Annotated in this window: 11 protein-coding genes; 7 read left to right on the plus strand and 4 right to left on the minus strand. The window is 64.5% G+C overall.

What is annotated here, in order from left to right; translation table 11 throughout:
• Positions 1-148: 148 nt before the first annotated feature.
• Positions 149-778, minus strand: a complete 630-nt coding sequence (gene upp, locus AC0L3E_RS07145) for a uracil phosphoribosyltransferase (protein WP_127266929.1) — start codon at positions 776-778, stop codon at positions 149-151.
• A gap of 146 nt (positions 779-924) precedes the next feature.
• On the minus strand, positions 925-1,899 hold the full coding sequence (locus tag AC0L3E_RS07150) for an adenosine deaminase (RefSeq protein WP_128307702.1): 975 nt from the start codon (positions 1,897-1,899) through the stop codon (positions 925-927).
• A 134-nt stretch (positions 1,900-2,033) separates the two neighbouring features.
• On the opposite strand from AC0L3E_RS07150, the gene ubiE reads away from it, so the two are divergent.
• From ubiE to coaBC, 6 genes are all read left to right on the plus strand, one after another.
• The gene (ubiE, locus tag AC0L3E_RS07155; RefSeq protein ID WP_127266931.1) at positions 2,034-2,810 is read left to right on the plus strand and encodes a bifunctional demethylmenaquinone methyltransferase/2-methoxy-6-polyprenyl-1,4-benzoquinol methylase UbiE; all 777 of its coding nucleotides are present in this window, start codon (positions 2,034-2,036) and stop codon (positions 2,808-2,810) included.
• 70 nt (positions 2,811-2,880) lie between these two features.
• Positions 2,881-4,455, plus strand: coding sequence for a 2-polyprenylphenol 6-hydroxylase (gene ubiB / locus AC0L3E_RS07160; protein WP_127272445.1), 1,575 nt, complete (start codon positions 2,881-2,883; stop codon positions 4,453-4,455).
• A gap of 74 nt (positions 4,456-4,529) precedes the next feature.
• Positions 4,530-4,739 carry a FitA-like ribbon-helix-helix domain-containing protein gene (locus AC0L3E_RS07165; RefSeq protein ID WP_127379939.1) on the plus strand — a complete coding sequence of 70 codons (210 nt, stop codon included), beginning with the start codon at positions 4,530-4,532 and terminating at the stop codon, positions 4,737-4,739.
• 2 nt (positions 4,740-4,741) lie between these two features.
• On the plus strand, positions 4,742-4,996 hold the full coding sequence (locus tag AC0L3E_RS07170; RefSeq protein WP_127270486.1) for a FitA-like ribbon-helix-helix domain-containing protein: 255 nt from the start codon (positions 4,742-4,744) through the stop codon (positions 4,994-4,996).
• Between the two features lie 2 nt (positions 4,997-4,998).
• A complete protein-coding gene (locus AC0L3E_RS07175; protein WP_127270488.1) occupies positions 4,999-5,400 on the plus strand; it encodes a type II toxin-antitoxin system VapC family toxin in 402 nt (133 codons plus the stop codon).
• A gap of 25 nt (positions 5,401-5,425) precedes the next feature.
• Entirely contained in the window at positions 5,426-6,658 is a 1,233-nt protein-coding gene (gene coaBC, locus AC0L3E_RS07180) for a bifunctional phosphopantothenoylcysteine decarboxylase/phosphopantothenate--cysteine ligase CoaBC (RefSeq protein WP_473604576.1), read from the plus strand.
• 87 nt (positions 6,659-6,745) lie between these two features.
• Here coaBC and AC0L3E_RS07185 read toward each other — a convergent pair whose 3' ends face one another.
• Both AC0L3E_RS07185 and AC0L3E_RS07190 read right to left on the minus strand, forming a co-directional pair.
• Positions 6,746-7,324, minus strand: a complete 579-nt coding sequence (locus AC0L3E_RS07185; RefSeq protein WP_127379941.1) for an invasion associated locus B family protein — start codon at positions 7,322-7,324, stop codon at positions 6,746-6,748.
• Between the two features lie 35 nt (positions 7,325-7,359).
• Positions 7,360-14,061: an autotransporter outer membrane beta-barrel domain-containing protein gene (locus AC0L3E_RS07190; protein ID WP_473604530.1), complete on the minus strand. Its 6,702-nt coding sequence runs from the start codon at positions 14,059-14,061 to the stop codon at positions 7,360-7,362.
• 197 nt (positions 14,062-14,258) lie between these two features.
• Between AC0L3E_RS07190 and AC0L3E_RS07195 the strand changes: the two genes are divergently transcribed.
• A complete protein-coding gene (locus AC0L3E_RS07195) occupies positions 14,259-15,692 on the plus strand; it encodes a hypothetical protein (protein WP_473604531.1) in 1,434 nt (477 codons plus the stop codon).
• The last annotated feature ends 355 nt before the right edge of the window (positions 15,693-16,047 follow it).

Below are 16,047 nucleotides of genomic sequence, written 5' to 3' on the forward strand. Positions count from 1 at the left end.
AGCGTCCTTTGCGCGTCCGAAATGGACGCGCGGCGCCGTAGTGACAGCCGATCGTTAGACCCGGATGGTGTTTGCCGCTTTAACGCGCGCCAAAACCGCGCCTTTGCGTAAACATTTGGTAAATCGCACCAGGTGACTTTGCCTGGTATTACTTGGTCCCGTACATGCGGTCGCCGGCGTCGCCGAGGCCGGGCATAATGTAGCCCTTCTCGTTGAGCTGGCGGTCGATCGAAGCGGTGAAGACGGGAACGTCCGGATGCGCCTTGAGAAAGCGTTCGATGCCTTCGGGCGCCGCCAGCAGGCAAAGGAAACGGATGTTGGTGGCGCCGCGCTCTTTCAGCTTGTCGATCGCCGCGATCGCCGAATTGGCGGTGGCCAGCATCGGATCGACGACGATCACCAGCCGGTCGGCGAGATCGCTCGGCGCCTTGAAGAAATATTCGACCGCTTCCAGCGTTTCGTGATCGCGGTAGAGACCGACATGGGCGACGCGGGCCGCCGGAACCAGGTCGAGCAGGCCTTCCAGCAAGCCGTTGCCGGCGCGCAGCACGGAGGCAAAGACCAGCTTCTTGCCCTCAAGCGTCGGCGCTTCCATGGTTTCCATCGGCGTCTCGATGGTCGTCGTCGTCAGTTCGAGGTTGCGGGTGACCTCGTATCCGAGCAGCAGCGAGATTTCGCGCAGCAGCCGGCGAAAGCCGGCCGTCGAGGTTTCCTTCTTGCGCATGATGGTCAGCTTGTGCTGGACAAGCGGGTGGTCGACGACGGTGACGCCCTGCATGGTGTTCTCCTGATGCCTGCGCCCGAAAATGCGCGCATGGCCCTTTCGGACGCGCCGCGCTTCAAGCTGCCTGAGCGAACCCTAGCGGCAATGCGCCGGCCAAGGAACCGCTTGGCCCGCACCGACCACAGCTTTGTCGGCGGAAATCAGCGTGCCGCGCTGTTCAACCGGGCAAGAAGCGCGGTCTTCGTCTTTCTATCGACGAAAGCGGCTTCGATGGCGGTGCGGGTGACGACGGCCAGCGCCTTTTCGTTCATCGAGAAATGCTCGGCGGCAATGTCGTATTCCCGCTTCAGCGAGGTCCAGAAATAGGGCGGATCGTCGGAATTGAGCGTCACCTTGCAGCCGGCCGCCTGCAGGGCCGGAAATGGATGATCGGCGAAACTGTCGAACACCTTGAGCGCGATGTTAGAACCGGGGCAGCATTCCAGCACGACGCCCTCGTCGGCGATGCGCCGGACGAGGTCCGGGTTCTCGATGGCGCGCACGCCATGGCCGATGCGGGACGGACGGATATGATCGAGCGCCGCCTGGACGGTCTCCCAGCCCGTCAATTCGCCGGCGTGGATGGTGATGCCGAGCCCGGCCTCGCGGGCGATCTCGAAAGCCCTGACATAGTCCTCCATATCGCCGATGCGCTCATCGCCGGCGACGCCGAAACCGGTGACCAGCGGATGCCCGCAGCGCGCCGCAAAGCGCGCCGCCTGCTCGATCGACTCGACGCCGACATGGCGCACGCCGGTGACGATCATGCGGCCCTCGATGCCGGTCTTGGCCTTGGCGCGGGCCATGCCTTCGCCGAGCGCATCGGTATAGGCCTTGGGCGACAGGCCGGCCTTTTTCGCGTGGTCCGGCGAGGTGAACACCTCGGAATAGATGGCGCCATCGCGAGCGAGACTGGTCAGATAATGGTCGGCCAGCCGCGCATAGTCCTCCTCGGTCCGGAACAGATCGGCGGAAAAATCATAAGCCGCCAGGAAGGAGGTGAAGTCATGCCAGACGAAGGAACCGTTCTGGATATAGGGCGAGGTGTCCTTGCCGTATTTCTGCGCCTGGCGGATGACGAGTTCGGGCGCCGCTGCCCCTTCGATGTGGCAGTGCAGTTCCGCTTTCAAAGGCATTCAACCATCCCGTCGGTCCGTCCAGGTCTCGAAAACCCGCCACCTGGAAGCGCGGCTGAACACCGCGCCTTAAACAATAGCGCCCGCACCATCGATCGGCTATGGTCCCGCCGGTTTTATGACGGATCAAAAAAATGTCAGTTGAGAGAACCACGGCCGCGGGCGGCATGGAAACCTCCTATGGTTTCAAGCGTGTAGGGGCTGGCGACAAGCAGTCCCTGGTCAACGATGTTTTCCACAAGGTCGCCAACCGCTACGACCTGATGAACGATCTGATGTCGGCCGGCCTGCACCGGCTGTGGAAGGACGCCATGGTCACCTGGCTCAATCCTCCCAAAAGGATCGGCTGGCGCGTGCTGGACGTTGCCGGCGGCACCGGCGACATCGCCTTCCGCATCGTCGATGCCAGCCACGGCAATGCCCATGCCACCGTGCTCGACATCAATGGCTCGATGCTGGCTGTCGGCCGCGACCGGGCCGAAAAGAAGGGCCTGTCCGGCAACACCGATTTCGTCGAGGCCAATGCCGAGGAACTGCCCTTTGCCGATGCCACATTCGACGCTTACACCATCGCTTTCGGCATCCGCAACGTGCCGCGCATCGAGGTGGCCTTGGGCGAAGCGTTTCGCGTGCTGAAGCCCGGCGGGCGCTTCCTGTGCCTGGAGTTTTCCGAGGTCGAGATGCCGCTTCTCGACAAGGCCTACGAAGCCTGGTCGTTCAACGCCATTCCAAAGATCGGCAAGATGGTCACTGGCGACGGCGAACCCTATTCCTATCTGGTCGAATCGATCGCCAGGTTTCCCAATCAGCAGAATTTCGCGACGATGATTTCCCGCGCCGGCTTCGACCGCGTTTCCTTCCGCAACTACTCCGGCGGTATTGCAGCACTTCATTCGGGCTGGAAGCTTTGAGGCCGGGCCGCATTTCTCACAACCGACGCGTGCTATGCCGGTTCAAAGAGCCGGCAGGATTGGCGCTGCCATGAGCAATGTCAGTGCAGGATTCCGGCTCGTAAGGGCCGGCTGGGTGCTGGTCCGCGAGGGTGTCGTCGCCGCTCTGCCGGGTGAGGAACTGTCCGGCCTGCCGAAGTTCGGATGGCGGATGGCGCGGCTGTTCACCCGCCGCCGCGCGCTGGCCTATGAGCGCAGCGACCGGCTGGCCAAGGCGGTCGTCCGGCTCGGTCCATCTTATGTAAAGCTCGGCCAGTTCCTGGCGACACGGCCCGACGTCGTCGGCAACGACATGGCGCTCGATCTCGCCACGTTGCAGGACAAGATGCACACCTTCCCCCGGGCCGAGGCCATCGCGGCGATCGAGGCTTCGCTCGGGCGCAAGATCGGCGATCTCTATACGCAATTCGGCGACCCGGTCGCCGCCGCCTCCATCGCCCAGGTCCATGCCGCCGACGCTGTCCATGACGGCATTGCCACCAAGGTGGCGGTCAAGGTGATCCGGCCCGGCGTGCGCCGCCGTTTCTTCCAGGATCTCGAAAGCTATTTCCTCGCCGCTCGCCTGCAGGAGAAATACATCCCCTCGTCCCGCCGGCTGCGGCCGGTCGAGGTCACCCAGACGCTGGCGCAGACCACCAAGATCGAGATGGATCTTCGCCTCGAGGCGGCGGCTCTCTCGGAGCTCGGCGAAAGCACCAGGGATGACCCCGGCTTTCGCGTGCCGTCCGTCGACTGGGAGCGCACCGGCCGCGACGTCTTGACCATGGAATGGGTCGACGGCGTCAAGATGAACGACATTGCCGGCCTGGAAGCCGCCGGCCACGATTTGAAGGCGATCGCAGCCAACCTCATCCAGTCGTTCCTGCGCCACACCCTGCGCGACGGCTTCTTCCATGCCGACATGCATCCGGGCAATTTGTTCGTCGAGGCAAACGGCACCATCGTTGCCGTCGATCTCGGCATTGCCGGCAGGCTCGGCAAGAAGGAGCGCCGCTTCCTCGCCGAAATTCTCTACGGCTTCATCACGCGCGACTATCTGCGTGTCGCCGAGGTCCATTTCGAGGCCGGCTATGTGCCGCGCCAGCACAATGTCGCAGCCTTCGCGCAGGCGATCCGGGCGATCGGGGAGCCGATCCATGGCCAGCCGGCCGAGACCATCTCGATGGCCAAGCTTCTGACGCTGCTGTTCGAGGTCACCGAACTCTTCGACATGGCGACGCGGCCCGAATTGATCCTGTTGCAGAAGACCATGGTGGTGGTCGAGGGCGTGGCGCGCACGCTCGACCCGGCCTTCAACATGTGGAAGACGGCCGAGCCGGTGGTCGGCGACTGGATATCAGGTAATCTTGGGCCGCGTGGCATGATGATCGATGCGCGTGACGGCGCCCGGGCGCTGCTCACCCTGGCCCGCCAGATTCCCGAGCTTGCGGCGCGCACCGACCGGCTGTCGCGCGAGATCGACCTGATGGCCGAGCACGGCCTGCGCTTCGACGAGACCACCGCCGACGCCATCGGCAAGGCCGAGGCGCGCTACAGCCGCTCCGGCCGCTGGGCACTCTGGGTAATTGCGCTGACGCTGGTCTATATCGCCTGGAAGATCATCTGAGTGCAGGCAATGACAGCAATGCTGTCATTGCAGTCGGAAATCGAGATCGCTATATTCTACGTAGGAGTGTGCATATGGCGAGGATTACCGTCCGCAATCTGGAAGACCATGTCATGCGGCGGCTACGCGAGCGCGGCGCCGCGCGGGGCGTTTCCATGGAGCAGGAAGCGCGGGACGTGCTCGCCGCATCCGTTGGGCTGCCGACCACAAAAGGGTTCGACCGAACGGGTTTGGCATCTGGGGAAAGACCCAAGGATCAATCAATCGCAAGAATGCAGGAATAGCCATGGGCACCCTGACGATCCGCAATCTCGACGAGGATTTGAAGCAAAGGCTGCGCGAGCAGGCCGCCAGACATGGCGTGTCAATGGAGCAGGAGGCAAGAACCCTGTTGTTGAAGGATGTAGCGGCAGTCAACAAGCACGACGACGATGTCGTCACGGCAGAGGAAATCCTCGAATTCGGTCGACGATTGCGAAAAGTGGACTTCGATCAGAAAAAACTAACGGATGAGCTCTGGTCCTTCATCGAGGAGGACTGACTGTGGTGATCGACACCTCCGCGATTTTGGCCATCCTCAAGCAGGAGCCTGATGCACCGGTGATAGCCCAGCGCCTCGCCGGAAATCAGCTGATGTTTATGAGCGCCGCGACCCTGATGGAATGTGGCACGGTCGTCGTCGGACGTTATGGGGCGGCCGGCACAGCTGAGTTGAGAGGCCTTCTAGAAAGACTGAAAGTCACGATCGTCGCTCTCACTGCCGAACATGCACAGGCCGGCATTGAAGCCTATGCCCTCTATGGCCGCGGCACTGGCCATCCCGCCAAACTCAACATGGGCGACTGTTTTTCCTACGCCCTCGCCAGGACGCGAAACCTGCCGCTGCTTTTCAAGGGCAATGATTTCATCCATACCGATATCGAACCGGCGCTGAAGCCGGCATGACACTCGATAAGAACTGGTCTTGGGCATGAGCCTCTCCGGCAAGCGCATCCTGCTCATCATCGGCGGCGGCATCGCCGCCTACAAGGCGTTGGATCTCATCCGCCGGCTGCGCGAGCGCGGGGCCGCGGTTCGGGTGGTCATGACATCGGCCGCGCAGGAATTCATCACCACGCTGTCGGCCGGCGCGCTCTCCGCCGACCATGTCTTTACCGAACTGTTCGACCGCCAGGACGAGCACGATGTCGGCCACATCAGGCTGTCGCGAGAGGCCGATCTGCTGGTGGTGGCGCCCGCCACCGCCGACCTGATGGCCAAGCTCGCCAATGGCCACGCCAACGATCTGGCCTCCACCGTGCTCATCGCCACCGACAAGCCGGTGTTGATGGCGCCGGCCATGAACCCCAGAATGTGGGCGCATCCGGCTACCCGCCGCAACCGCGCGACACTCCAGAAAGACGGTGTCATCTTCGTCGGTCCGGCCAGGGGTGAGATGGCCGAAAGCAATGAAGCGGGCGAAGGCCGCATGGCCGAGCCGCTGGAGATCGTCGCCGCGATCGAGGCACTGCTCGACGTCGGCCCGAAGCCGCTGTCGGGGCGCAGGATCATCGTCACCTCCGGGCCCACGCATGAGCCGATCGACCCGGTGCGCTATATCGCCAACCGTTCGTCCGGCAAGCAGGGCCATGCCATAGCGGCGGCACTGGCCAGGCTCGGCGCCGATGTGCGCCTCGTCTCCGGCCCTGTCGGCATTGCCGATCCGGCTGGCGTGAAGACCATCCATGTCGAACGTGCGCAAGAGATGCGCGACGCGGTGGAACAGCTGCTGCCTGCCGACGCGGCGGTGTTCGTCGCCGCCGTTGCCGACTGGCGAACCGAAAATTCAGCCGGTGAGAAGATCAAGAAGGTGGCCGGCGAAGGGCCGCCGGTGCTGCGCATGGTCGAAAATCCCGACATTCTCACCGGCGTCGGCCATCACAGCCAGCGACCCGGCCTGGTTATCGGCTTCGCCGCCGAGACGCAGGATCTCCTGCGCAACGCCGAGGCCAAACTCAAGAAAAAAGGCGCCGATCTCATCGTCGCCAACGACGTGTCGCAGGGAAGCGGCGTCGGTTCTTCGGGCGTGATGGGCGGCGATCGCAACCGGGTGCGGATCGTGTCAAAGGCTGGCGTCGAGGAATGGCCGGAGATGAGCAAGGACGATGTGGCGGCGCGGCTCGCCGCCTTGATCGCCGAAAGGCTTAAAACCATCATCGTTTGAACCGACGCAGAGACGTTCTGAGGCAGTGACGCACTGCCCTGCCGCGAGACGACATTCAGGCAGCGCTTTAAGTCCTGCGGCTCTACCTCAATTGGTCAAAAGCTGCGCGGTTCGGGCAAGCGCGCCGGCGAAGCCGTTGAGCGGAATGGAAAAGTTCACCGCTTGTCCGGTATCTGCCGCGAAAGCGTCGATCTTCAGTGTGGTGCCTGATTTCAGCAGCGGCGTGACAGTCGCATCGAACACCACCGGCACCAGACAGCCGACGACCTGGCAGGTGTTGAACGCCAGGCTGCCGTCCAGCTTCTGATCGTCGATGGTCAGGCTGACCCCCTTGGCCAGCGCCAGGCCGAACGGCAACGCAAGCGTGCCCGTGGCATCCTCGCCGGTCTTGCTCGACAGCTCGATCGCCAGCAGCCGCTGATTGCTTTGCTTGTTGAATTGCTGATGCGACAGGCTGCAGGTCTTGGCCGTGCCCGATATCTGGCAATTGACCGTCCAGTCGCCGTGGGTTTCAGACAGTGCCGACGCGCCGCCGGGCAACTGCGGCGCATCTGCGGCAGCGGGTGCCGCGACCGCCTTGTCGCTCTTGGTTTGCGCCGCCACGGCCGCCACGCCGACGGTGCAGGCAACACCCAGCATCGCCACGAAATACGCGTACTTCCTCATCAAGATCCCTCCCGCCCGGCTCCGCCTCGGGCCAGCTAGAAACTGACCTTGAGAGACGCGCTGATCGCGTTCTGTTTAACCGTTTCGCCGAAGGCGCCATTATATCTGACGGACATGCCGACGCCATTGACGCCGTTCAGCTCAAGGCCGGCGCCGACCCGATAGAGCGGCGAATCGACGGCCTCCGTCAAGTGCAATGCGGGGTTGCCAGGCAGATTCTCCGCCGCCGCGAAGCGACCTTCGATTTCCCACTCCTTGTCGGAAAACTCCACGCCAGCCTTGCCGTAGACGCGAAGGCTGGCAATGTCGCTGAGTGCAATGTCGGTACCGATCTCGAAAGCCGGCGTCGCCGAATAATACATGTTGGCGCTGCCGTCGAAGTTGAAGGCGGCAACCGAGCCCACTTCCTTGCCGGAAACACGCAGCCAGCGCGCGTCGAACTGCAGGGTCGGCTGCAGGTAGAAAACACCCATCTCCTGCGTTATGCCGAGCCGCGCCGAACCGCCGAACTGGGCGGTTTTCTGCGTGTAGGTGACACTGTTGCCGATGCCAGGCAGCAATGCCTCCGGCAGATAATCGCCGATCAGCGTTTCGCCCGGAATGAAGGCCACCTGATCGAGATGCGTATCGCGCTCGCCCTTGAAGGAGCCGGTGCCGCCGCCGACTGCGAAGTCGATGAAGTAGTTCTTGTCGGCATATTTCGCCAGCGCATACGCCTGCCAAGATTCGCCTGTCGTGGCCGACAGCAATTCGCCGTTGAAATCGATCTTCGAGTCGAATTCGGTCCGGCCTATCGTTGCGCCGAGCGACCAGTGCTGGCTGACCTCGCCAATGCCGCCAAGCGACATCGTCTTCATGACGTCGTCTCGGCTGGTGGTGCCGGCCCCAGCGTCGCGGCTGTACTCGGCTTGCGGACTGATCGACGCCCAGACACAGCGTCCGTCGGGATCCTTGTAGGCGGGAACGCCGGTGCATTCGCGCGCCGCCTCCAGCATGATGTCCGTGGAGCGGTTGATCATCTCGAATGTGTGCACGGCATAGTGCGGCGTCAGCCGCGCCAGGGCCGAGCCGAGCTCCATTTCATCGGGCAGGAAGCGCAGCATGTTGATCAACAGCGCCATCGGATTGTCTGGGCTCGAAGAAGCCTCGACATCATCGAGATACTGCGCCATCTGGAAGACGCCGGGATCGGTCGTGCCGGAGTTAGGATCCTGTGCCAACTCCAGGAAAGTCGGATTGTCGGCATAGAGAACCAGATCCGTTCCGCCGACCACCTTGGTCAGGAAATTGAAGCCGACCGCCGGATGCAGCGTCGTGGGCGTGATGCCGGAATCGGTCATCGCCGATCCGGTGGCCAGCACATATTCGGCGAACAATTTGTCGATCGACAGGAAATTCAACGGCGCTTCACCATCGAAGTCTCCGGCCACCGTTAGTGCCAGGGCATCCGTGATCTGGTTGTTGAGATCGACGTCGGTGACGAAGTCGCCCGAGAATATCTGCGTGAAGCCTCCCGTGACATCCACTTTGGCCACGACGCCGATGCCCTGATTGGTAAACAGCCCGTCATTGGTGAACTTGCCGCCGCCGAGATCGATGGTCTTGAGGCCGACCATCGAGGCGTCGGCGATATTGTGGAAGCTGTTCGTGCCGCCGCCGAGGTCCATGTTGCCGATCACCCGTCCGAGCGTGTCGGCGCTCTTCGAATTCTCCACATGGTCATCGCCCGATGTGCCGGTGATAGCCAGTGGGCTGAAATCGTCCAGAAGCGATTCCAGGATCGCATTCGTCGGCACGACGGGACCGGGCGCCAACAGGAAGGCTTGGAATGCCTGAAATTGCGACGCCTGGATGATGAAACTCGGCGTTGCCCCCATCGCATAGAGCAGGCTGTGGTTGTTCAGCGTGTTGTCTGCGCCCCCGACAAGCATCGCCGCCACGCCGGTTCCGGCACCGCCGATCGTGTACTGGCCATTCAGGTTGATGGTGATGTTGCCCTTGGCGCCCTTGGCCGTGCTCTCGCCATAGACAGCCACGGAATCGGCACCTTGCGCGAACAGGCTGTCACCCGCCGTCAGATCGACCGCATGGGCATTGCCGTCGCCTGTCGCGCTCTGGCCGAACATCGCATACGAACTTGCGCCCTTGACCCAGACCTGGCTGTCCGTGCTAGCGGCCGACGCCGCAGCGTCGCCGATACCACCTTGCGAGCCAGCCGCCGACTGGCCCATGGCCAGCGAATCCATGCCGCCGGCGCCACCGCCACCGCCCACCGCCTGGGCAACGACGCCGTGGCCACGGTCGCCATCGGTCTCAATGGCGCCGGACTGGATGATGGTTACCTTGCCGCCGGTGCCCTTGGTGCCACCAGGCGTGTTGAAGCCGATGGCGTTTGGCCCGCCGCCGTCGTCGTCGGCGCCAAAGCGGCCGAAACCGGCACCACCGATGCCGCCGCCGCCACCGACCGACTGCGCGATGATGGCGATGGAATCCTTGCCCGTCGTCGTGATCGTGCCGGTGCGGATGACGGTAACATCGCCGCCATCGCCGCCATTGCCGCCGAGACCGCCAATGGCCAACGCATTCGAGCTCTTGCCCTTGGCGTCGCCGCCATAGCCGCCACCGCCGCCGACCGATTGCGCGACCACGCCATGCGCGCGCTCGCCATGGGTAATGATGGTGCCGGAAACCGTGACATCGACCTTGCCGCCATTGCCGCCATTGCCGCCGAAGCCGCCAAGCTGCAGCGCGACCGACTCGTCTCCCGCCGTGTCGGCCGATACCACGCCGCCATAGCCGCCGCCGCCGCCGACGGACTGGGCGAAGATGCCGAGCGCCCCATCCTTCCAGGTTTCGATGATGCCGTCATTGTTGACCGTGACATGGCCGCCATTGGAGCCGTCGCCGCTCGGCAGAGAAATCGCGCCGCCGATCGTCATGTCGGCCTCCGAAGCGTTGGCCGCGGCACCCGAAGCACCGCCGCCACCGCCTACCGATTGCGCGAAAATGCCGTGCGAAAGATAGCCGAGCGTGGTGATCTTGCCATGATTGTCGACGATTACGTCGCCACCGCTGCTGCCCCCACCGCCCAGCCCGCCGATCGCCAGCGTCACCGACGTTTCCGCGCTGCCTGTCTCGGTCGAGCCGGCGCCCGCCGCGCCACCGCCACCGCCCACCGATTGCGCGAAGATGCCATGCGAATTATCGCCCTTGGTCAGGATCTCGCCCGACCCGAAATTCGTCACATGAACGGTTTCGCCACTCTTGCCGCCGGTGCCGCCGGCGCCGCCGAGGCTCAAGGTTATGGCCACATTGGAGTCCTTGGCCGAGGTGCCCGAAGCGCCGCCGACGCCGCCGCTGCCGCCGATCGACTGCGCCAGTATGCCGTGCGAATAGGCCTTCTCGGTCTGGATCCAGCCGCTGTTTTCGACATTGACCTTACCGCCATTACCACCAACGTTGCCGGACCCGCCCAGTGACAGGTTGACACTGACTTCCGATTCATCGGTATGACCGGTGCTTTCGCCGGCGCCACCGGCGCCACCGCCGCCACCCACCGACTGTGCGAAGATGCCAATGGAACGCTCCTGCTGGGTCCAGATGCCGGCCGTGGCGAGATTGAAGACGTCGACTTGGAAAGCGCTGCCACCGCCGCCGCCTGCCCCGCCAAGCGCCCCACCGATCGCATATTTACCCAATACGCCCGATGTCGCCGAGCCGCCGACACCACCACCGCCGCCGATCGAGTTGGCGCTGATACCATACGAATCGGCGCCGTCGGTCACGATCGGGCTCCGGTTGGTAACAGAGACCGTGCCGCCATTGCCGGCACCACCCGCGGCGAGGCCGATCGCCGCGCCGATGCCGACGGACGTCTCGCCTTCGCTGCCTCCGCCAACGATCTCCTCGTCGGTCGAAGCCGCGCCGCCGCCGCCGCCGCCGCCGCCGACCGACATCGCCAGGATACCGATGGAGTTGAAGCCCTGGGTCCGGATTATCCCGGAATTGTCGACATGCACGCCGGCGCCGATGACGTTGTTGCCGTCATCCAGGCGGAACAACGCCGCATCGTTGCCGGAGCCGCCCGAACCGCCAATGCCGACATTGACGGTGACACTCGTCTCGCTGGTGCCGCCAAGGTGGAACGCCTTGGCGTTGCTCGATCCGCCCATGCCGCCGCCGCCGCCCAGCGATTGCGCGACGATGCCTGAGGAGAAATCGCCCTTGGTCGTCAAATTGCCGGTGTTGATCACGTCGACCGCGCCGGAGATATTGCCGGTGCCGCCCCCGCCTCCGACGGTCACATTGGCCGCAACGTTGACGCCTTGGCCGCCGCCCAGATCGGCGGTCGCACCGTTGGTCGAGCCGCCATTGCCGCCGCCGCCGCCGATCGACTGCGCAAGGATCGCCGCGCTCATGTCGCCATCCGTCTGCACCGTCATGGCATTGTGGACGAGCACATCGTCGCTGACATTGCCGTCGCCGCCGCCGCCGCCGATGCTCACGGTCGCGTTGACGCTGACATTGACGCCGTAACCGCCAGCCGCCGCCCAGGAATCGCCGCCATTGCCGCCGCTGCCGGCAACCGACTGGGCAAGAATGCCGCCAGCCTGGTAACCCTTGGTGACTATGCTGCCGCCGCCGCTGAGGCCGGTATCGACGATCACCAGGTCACTGCGGCCACCGTCGCCGCCCCAGCCGCCGACCGTCACGCCGAGGCTGACATTGACGCCGTTGCTGACCGAGCCGGCCATCGTGGCCGCACGGCCGCCATTGCCGCCGCCGCCGCCAATCGACTGTGCCACGATGCCGCCCGAGCCGACCGCGTCGGTGTCGGCGATGATGTTGCCGTCCGCCCTGACCGTAACCTTGCCGCCAGGGCCGCCATCGCCGCCCTCGCCGCCAACCGAAACGCCGACCGCTGCCGATGCGTAGAAACCGGCGCTGAAGGCTCCGGAATAGGCATTGCCGCCATTGCCGCCGCTACCGCCGACCGATTGCGCCAGGATGGCCTTCGCGCCCGCGCCGCCGACGTGGATGTCGCCCTTGTGGGTGACGGTAACCTGATCGCTCAGGTTCGCATCGCCGCCGCCGCCGCCGATCGCGACGCCAGCCGCACCGAATATACCAACCGCGACCGCACCGGCGCTGCCGCCATTGCCGCCGCCGCCGCCGACCGATTGCGCCAGGATGCCGTGCGCGAGCGCGCCTTTGGTGGTTATGTTTGCGGTGTTTTTGACCTCGACCTGGCCACCTGCCCCGCCAGCGCCGCCCTGGCCACCGACAGCGACGGCCGCAAAGGCACCACCGGCGCCCGCCAAGCCTCCATCACCACCTGAACCACCGACCGACTGCGCGAAGATGCCGATCGAGAGGTCCCTGTCAGTGGTGATCCGAGCCGTATTTTCGACATAGACTTTCTGGCTGCCACCACCGGAACTGCCATTGCCGCCCAGCGAGAAGGAAGGTCCGCCAACCGTCACCGCAAAGCCGCCGGAGCCGCCGCCGCCGCCGACCGACTGCGCCATGATGCCGTGCGACTGAATACCTTCGGTCTGGACGACGGCGCCGTTGATGACATCAACGGTCTTGCCGCCGCCACCGCCGGCGCCCTTACCACCGATCCCGATGCCGAGGCCCAGGTTCAGTCCTGCAGAACCGCCGCCCGTGCCGCCGCCACCGCCGATGGATTGCGCGATAATGCCCGTCGAGCGATCGCCGATCGTATGGATCAAGCCGCCGCCAATTGTGGCCCTGACCGTCTCGGCCTCGCCGGCCGCTCCGCCTTTGCCGCCGATGCCGATGGTCGCAGCGATAGCGCCATTGAACGAAAAGCCGCCATTGCCGCCGCCGCCGCCGATCGATTGAATGATCAGGCCAGCGGAGTCGGCGCCGTGGGTTGTGATATTCGTGGTGGTGGAGTTGTAGACGACCTTGCCCGCGGCGCCGCCGCCCGCGCCACTGCCGCCGATGCCGACGGTCAGGCCAAGGCCGACACCGATGACGCCGCCGCCATTGCCGCCGCCGCCACCGATCGATTGCACGATGATACCGGCCGACCTTTCCTTGAAGGTTTCGACCGAACCATTATAGGTCGCATCGACTGCCTTGCCCGCGCCTGCCGCGCCGCCGCCACCACCGATGCCCAGATTGGCGATCGCGCCAAACGTGCCGACGAAGCCGCCATTGCCGCCACCGCCGCCGACCGACTGTACGACGAGGCCGATCGAGTCGGTGCCGCGCGTGATGATCGATTGCTGGCCGCCATTGGCGGTGCGGAAGAACACGTCGCCGCCATCGCCGCCGCCGCTGCCCTTGCCGCCGATTCCAACGCTCGCTCCGAAGAGGGCGCCTTCCACGACAAAGCCGCCATTGCCGCCGCCGCCGCCAAGCGATTGGACGACGATGCCTGCCGACCGGTCCTGCAGGGTTTCGACCGAGCCGCCGGTGGTGACGTCGACTTTCCTGGCGAAGCCGCCTGAACCAGCCGAGCCGCCGACGCCGACAGCCACGAGACCCGCGCCACCGAGAGCGAAGCCGCCATTGCCGCCGCCGCCGCCCACCGACTGGGCGAGGATGCCGATGGAATCGGTGCCGCGCGTCGTGACCTTGGCGTTTGCAATGTTGTAGGTGACCTCGTCTCCGTTGCCGGCCGCGCTGCCGCTGCCGCCGACCGAAACAGACACGATGCCGCCAAGCGCAAAGGCGCCACCGCCATTGCCGCCGCCGCCACCCACCGACTGTGCGAGGATGCCAATGGCCGAACGACCGTTGGTGTCGACCGTCGGACCGGTCGCGGCCTGGTTGACGTTGACGGCTCGGCATTGCCGCCGGTTCCGCCGCCGCCGCCGATCGCGACAGCGACTGCCGGGGCGACCGACAGGGCAAAGCCGCCATTGCCGCCACCACCACCGACCGACTGGGCCAGAACGCCATGCGCGCCATCGCCGCTGCCGTCAGCGCCAGTCGTTATCGTGCCGCCGACATTGGCGATGACAGTCCCGCCCTTGCCGCCGCCGCCGGCTGTGCCGCCGATCGATACGATGCCGGCTGCCCCGCCGCCGTCACCACCGCCGCCGCCGACCGATTCGACCAGCATGCCGATAGCACCCCGACCATCGGTGGTGATGTTGCCGGTGTTGGTACCGGTTGCAGTGGCGCCATCATTGCCCGCGCCGCCGGTGCCACCGCCGCCGAACAGGCCGAAGGCGTCGCCGCCGCCACCACCGCCGCCGCCGACCGACTGCACGGCCATGCCGCTGGCGAAATCACCATGCGTTATGATGCCGCCCGAATTGCTGCCCGTGGCATTTCCGCCCAAAGTGGCGCCGCCGCCATTGCCGCCGCCGCTGACGACCCCGACGCCATCGGCGCCATTGCCACCCACACCACCTGCCGACCGCACCAGCATGCCATAAGAGGCCAATCCCGATGTTTCCACCTTGCCGGCGTTGCTTGCCGATGCGGTGCCGCCGGAAGCACCATCACCGCCGTCACCAGCATCGACGCCGAGACTGACGATGTTGTCACCGCCCTGGCCGCCATTGCCGCCGCTGGCATTGGAGAAAATGCCGTAGGAGAAGTCGCCCGTCGTCGTGATGTCGCTGGTGCCAGACGCAACCGCGTTGGCGTTGCCGCCGGTATTGCCGCTTCCGGCGTCGCCGCCGAGGTTCGCGATCGCCGGAAGGGCGCCGCCGCCACTGCCGCCATTGCCACCGACCGCAGAAGCTTCGAAGCCATGATGTCCCGTGCCGATGGTCGAAATCACAGCGTTGTTGAGAATGTCGACGGATCCACCCACGCCGCCATTGCCGCCCTCACCACCATTGGTTTCAATGGGCGTTCCAGCCAGGCCTTCGCCGCCGTCGCCGCCATCGCCGCCATTGGCAGTGCCGACAAATCCAGATGCGTTGACGTTTATCTGCGGGGTGTTGTTTACGGCTCCAGGAGTCGCATTTGTAATCGATCCGCCGGGATCGCCATTATCGCCATCTGCGTCAAAGCCACCAGGTCCCCTGTCCGGAGCATCCGGGCCGTTCTCGTCTATGACGAACTGAGCATGCGCCGCCGGTATCGGCGGAAAACCCACCAGCGCGGTGGCGCCGAGGAGGACCATCAACCGTCCGGCAATCACACCTGGCCGGCGACGGCGACCCGAGCCAGACGCTTCTTGCGCACGTGCCACCGGTCCAAGTTTGAACAAAGTCCACGCTTGCGCCGCACGAAGCGAACAAGGCGAACTGCCGGGCAGCGCTTGGCGGGCAAGCCCTGCTTGCTGGGATACCTCTGCCACATGGGCATTGGCAGCGTCGATACCGGAACCCGAAACCGCGAATGCGTGTTTGATGGCAAAGCCACCACGCTTTGAAAACAAAGCCATGCACTTACCCCCCGTTTTACGGGGGCGCGCCTCAATGCCTGCTTAAGGCGACGCCACCGCTATGCTCATGCAATTGCAATAAGGATGCCGGCACTGCGCAATAAGGTTCAATGCATTAAAACAGAGCATCCGCATTCCCACTTGCGGAGCTCTGACTCAATTAGAATACATTAACTTATGCCGGATGAAACCGAAAATTTACGTGCGGACACTGACTAAAGCCGCTGACGTTTCATAGTCGTCATATGACGACTATCTGCGGTTCACTGCTGGAATCGCAGAACAAAGCGATCGGACTGCCCGATTTCGTGATGCTCGACCCGCTGGCCATGGCATCGCCGCG

Source organism: Mesorhizobium sp. WSM4822 (genome assembly GCF_055811155.1).

What these genes read in the sequence shown, in the direction of transcription:
- AC0L3E_RS07170 (WP_127270486.1), top strand. Translation starts at nt 4,742, where the DNA reads ATGGGCACCCTGACGATCCGCAATCTCGACGAGGATTTGAAGCAAAGG.
- coaBC (WP_473604576.1), top strand. Translation starts at nt 5,426, where the DNA reads ATGAGCCTCTCCGGCAAGCGCATCCTGCTCATCATCGGCGGCGGCATC.
- ubiB (WP_127272445.1), top strand. Translation starts at nt 2,881, where the DNA reads ATGAGCAATGTCAGTGCAGGATTCCGGCTCGTAAGGGCCGGCTGGGTG.
- AC0L3E_RS07150 (WP_128307702.1), bottom strand. Translation starts at nt 1,899, where the DNA reads ATGCCTTTGAAAGCGGAACTGCACTGCCACATCGAAGGGGCAGCGGCG.
- AC0L3E_RS07195 (WP_473604531.1), top strand. Translation starts at nt 14,259, where the DNA reads ATGCGCGCCATCGCCGCTGCCGTCAGCGCCAGTCGTTATCGTGCCGCC.
- ubiE (WP_127266931.1), top strand. Translation starts at nt 2,034, where the DNA reads ATGTCAGTTGAGAGAACCACGGCCGCGGGCGGCATGGAAACCTCCTAT.
- upp (WP_127266929.1), bottom strand. Translation starts at nt 778, where the DNA reads ATGCAGGGCGTCACCGTCGTCGACCACCCGCTTGTCCAGCACAAGCTG.
- AC0L3E_RS07165 (WP_127379939.1), top strand. Translation starts at nt 4,530, where the DNA reads ATGGCGAGGATTACCGTCCGCAATCTGGAAGACCATGTCATGCGGCGG.
- AC0L3E_RS07185 (WP_127379941.1), bottom strand. Translation starts at nt 7,324, where the DNA reads ATGAGGAAGTACGCGTATTTCGTGGCGATGCTGGGTGTTGCCTGCACC.